Here is a 2,429-nt window from a genome sequence, read left to right on the forward strand (position 1 = left end):
CTGGGGCGGCAATGGTTTCTGGCTGCTGATGAAGCGCCTCGAGGAAGACCGCTTTGTTTGGCCACGCCGGCAGCAGCCGGTGATGGAGTTGACGACCGAGCAGCTTCACTGTAAGCGTCCGACCACCACACCTTTTTTTTAGTCGTCGGTAGCGTCAGTCTCGCGAGATTCAAACTCGTTGGGATATGGCATGGCAGATACGGTAGAGGTAGTGGAAGTCACTCCGTTGGGCAGGACCCGCCGACGCTATTCAGCTGAATTCAAACGCGACCTGGTTGAGCAGGCGCTACGCCCCGATGTTTCGCTCGCCGCAGTGGCATTGGCCAACGGCATCAACACGAACTTGCTCGCGCGCTGGCGCAGCCAGTATCTGGGCCCCACTGCCGGAGATATTCGGTCGACCGCGCTGATCCCTGTGCAGATAGTCGATGAAGCCGCATCCGCTGTGACGGTACCGGCGCCGATCGGCACCACCGCCACCGGCGAGCTCGAACTGCGTCATGGCGCAGCGGTCCTGCTCATCCGCGGCGTACCGGAGCAATCCGTTCTGGCGACGGTTCTGCGCGAGGTGCTTCGAACCCCAGGCGCGCAATGATCGGCCTGCCTGCCGGAACCCAGGTGTGGCTGGTCGCCGGCGTGACCGACATGCGCCGCGGCTTCGACGGCTTGGCCGCGGTGGCGCAGACAGCGCTCACCGCCAATCCGTTCAGCGGGCATATTTTTGTGTTTCGCGGCAAGCGCGGCGACCTCCTCAAGATTCTTTGGTGGGATGGACACGGCCTGTGCCTGTTCTCCAAACGCCTTGAGCGCGGCCGCTTCGTGTGGCCGCAGGCGAACACGGGCGGCATCAGGTTGAGTTCGGCGCAGTTGTCGATGCTGCTCGAAGGAATCGACTGGCGGCACACGGTGCGAACCGCTCCCTCGCGCGCCGCCTAGCGAGCCGGGAGTTGTAAACGGTCGCTGATCACCGTAAGCTCCCTTCATGGCCGATTCCTTCTCAACCCTGCCCGACGATGTCGCCGCCCTCAAGGCGATGCTGGCAAGCAGGGATGCGCAGATCAAGTCGCTCGAATCGGTTCTGTCGATACGCCAGTTGATGATCGAGAACCTGAGCATCCAGCTTGCCGCGCTGCGACGTCTGCAGTACGGGCGCAAGTCCGAGAAGCTCGACGTGCAGATCGAGCAACTCGAACTCAAGCTTGAGGAGTTCCGCGCCGACGAGGAAGAAGATCCTTCGCCTGTCAGCGAGCCAGACGGGGTCTCACGCCCCAGGCGAGCGCGCAAACCGCTCCCGGAGCACTTGCCACGCGACACCCATGAGTACGCGCCGCCGAGCTGCGCGTGCCCGAACTGCGGCGGTGCGCTCAAGCCCGCGGGCGAAGACGTTGCCGAGCAACTCGAGTGGATTCCCGGCAACTATCGTGTGATCCGGCACGTTCGCCCGAAGCTCGCCTGTCGGACTTGCGAGACGATCGTCCAGGCGCCGGCACCATCGCGCCCGATCGCGCGCGGCATCGCTGGTCCGGGCTTGCTTGCGCATGTGATCGTCAGCAAATACGGCGATCATCTGCCGCTCTACCGACAAACCCAGATCTACGCCCGTGAGGGCGTGGAGCTAGACCGTTCGACACTGGCCGAGTGGGTCGGTGGCGCCTCCCGTCTGTTACGCCCGCTGGTGGATGCGCTGCGCCGCCACGTGATGGCGGGCCCGACCTTGCACGCCGACGATACGCCAGTGCCGGTGCTCGCACCCGGCAAGGGCAAGACCGCGACCGGGCGGCTGTGGGCCTATGTCCGGGACGAGCGTCCAGCCGGTCAGGCGACACCACCCGCACTGTGGATGAGCTACTCGCCCGATCGCAAGGGCGAACATCCCCAGGGACATCTACAGGACTTCAACGGGACGATTCATGCCGACGGGTTCGCTGGCTACGACAAACTGTATGCCGATGGCGTACGTATCGAGGCGGCATGCTGGGCTCATGTTCGACGCAAGTTCTATGACATCAGTCAATCGCATCCGTCGCCCGTCGCGGGAGAAGCGGTAAAGCGCATCGGAGAGTTGTACGCGATCGAGACGCAAATTCGCGGGCAGCCCCCCGATCAACGACTCGCGACTCGCCAGGCGCAGACGCAGCCGTTGCTCGACAACATGCGAGCGTGGATGATCGCGTTGCTCCCTACGCTGTCGGGCAAATCCGCGCTCGCCGGTGCGATTCAATATGCCTTCAATCGGTGGGACGCACTGATTACGTTTGCCCGTGACGGCCGTGTGGAAATCGATAACAACGCCGTCGAGCGAGCGTTGCGCGCGGTCTCAATGGGGCGTTCATTGTGCACCTCCTTCCGAGAGCTCGATAAACATTGGGATTTGACCTTCAGTGTCGTTGCGACACGGGCGATTTTTGCGCGCCAACGCCGCCGTAACC

General features: G+C 63.3%; 4 protein-coding genes. All 4 read left to right on the plus strand.

What is annotated here, in order from left to right:
- On the plus strand, nt 1–142 hold a 142-nt coding region (gene tnpB, locus HV670_RS32545; protein ID WP_175108495.1), incomplete at its 5' end, for an IS66 family insertion sequence element accessory protein TnpB.
- A 48-nt stretch (nt 143–190) separates the two neighbouring features.
- Nucleotides 191–595 (plus strand): IS66-like element accessory protein TnpA, encoded by a 405-nt coding sequence (tnpA, locus tag HV670_RS29690; RefSeq protein WP_175108496.1) that lies wholly within the window; start codon nt 191–193, stop codon nt 593–595.
- Nucleotides 592–936, plus strand: coding sequence for an IS66 family insertion sequence element accessory protein TnpB (gene tnpB, locus HV670_RS29695; RefSeq protein WP_175108497.1), 345 nt, complete (start codon nt 592–594; stop codon nt 934–936). Before tnpA ends, tnpB (HV670_RS29695) begins: the two co-directional genes overlap by 4 nt.
- 46 nt (nt 937–982) lie before the next feature.
- Nucleotides 983–2,429 (plus strand): IS66 family transposase (gene tnpC, locus HV670_RS29700; RefSeq protein ID WP_175108498.1); only part of this gene is annotated, 1,447 nt, incomplete at its 3' end.

Origin of the sequence: Pararobbsia alpina (assembly GCF_902859895.1) — a bacterium.
Classification (GTDB): Bacteria; Pseudomonadota; Gammaproteobacteria; order Burkholderiales; family Burkholderiaceae; genus Pararobbsia; species Pararobbsia alpina.